This is a genomic window from Caballeronia sp. GAWG1-5s-s (assembly GCF_023631445.1).
In the GTDB taxonomy this organism is placed as follows: Bacteria; Pseudomonadota; Gammaproteobacteria; order Burkholderiales; family Burkholderiaceae; genus Caballeronia.
On sequence record NZ_JALQDC010000079.1, the window covers coordinates 1 to 244 of the forward strand.

Below are 244 nucleotides of genomic sequence, written 5' to 3' on the forward strand. Positions count from 1 at the left end.
GCGGGAGTAGCTCAGTTGGTAGAGCGCAACCTTGCCAAGGTTGAGGTCGCGAGTTCGAGACTCGTCTCCCGCTCCAGGTTTCGAAGTTTTCGGTGCAAGCAGCGCGTGAGCGAAGCGGTATCGGAAACAGCAAGCAGTAGATAGCAGTAAAGCAGCGCAGGTTTTACGCGGGAGTAGCTCAGTTGGTAGAGCGCAACCTTGCCAAGGTTGAGGTCGCGAGTTCGAGACTCGTCTCCCGCTCCAG

2 tRNA genes are annotated in these 244 nt (G+C 57.4%); both read left to right on the forward strand.

The features are described 5' to 3' along the window. Window positions 1-76, forward strand: a tRNA-Gly gene (locus tag NCR34_RS27970). A 91-nt stretch (window positions 77-167) separates the two neighbouring features. Continuing rightward, window positions 168-243: transfer RNA gene (locus tag NCR34_RS27975), tRNA-Gly, on the forward strand. Window position 244 lies beyond the last annotated feature (1 nt).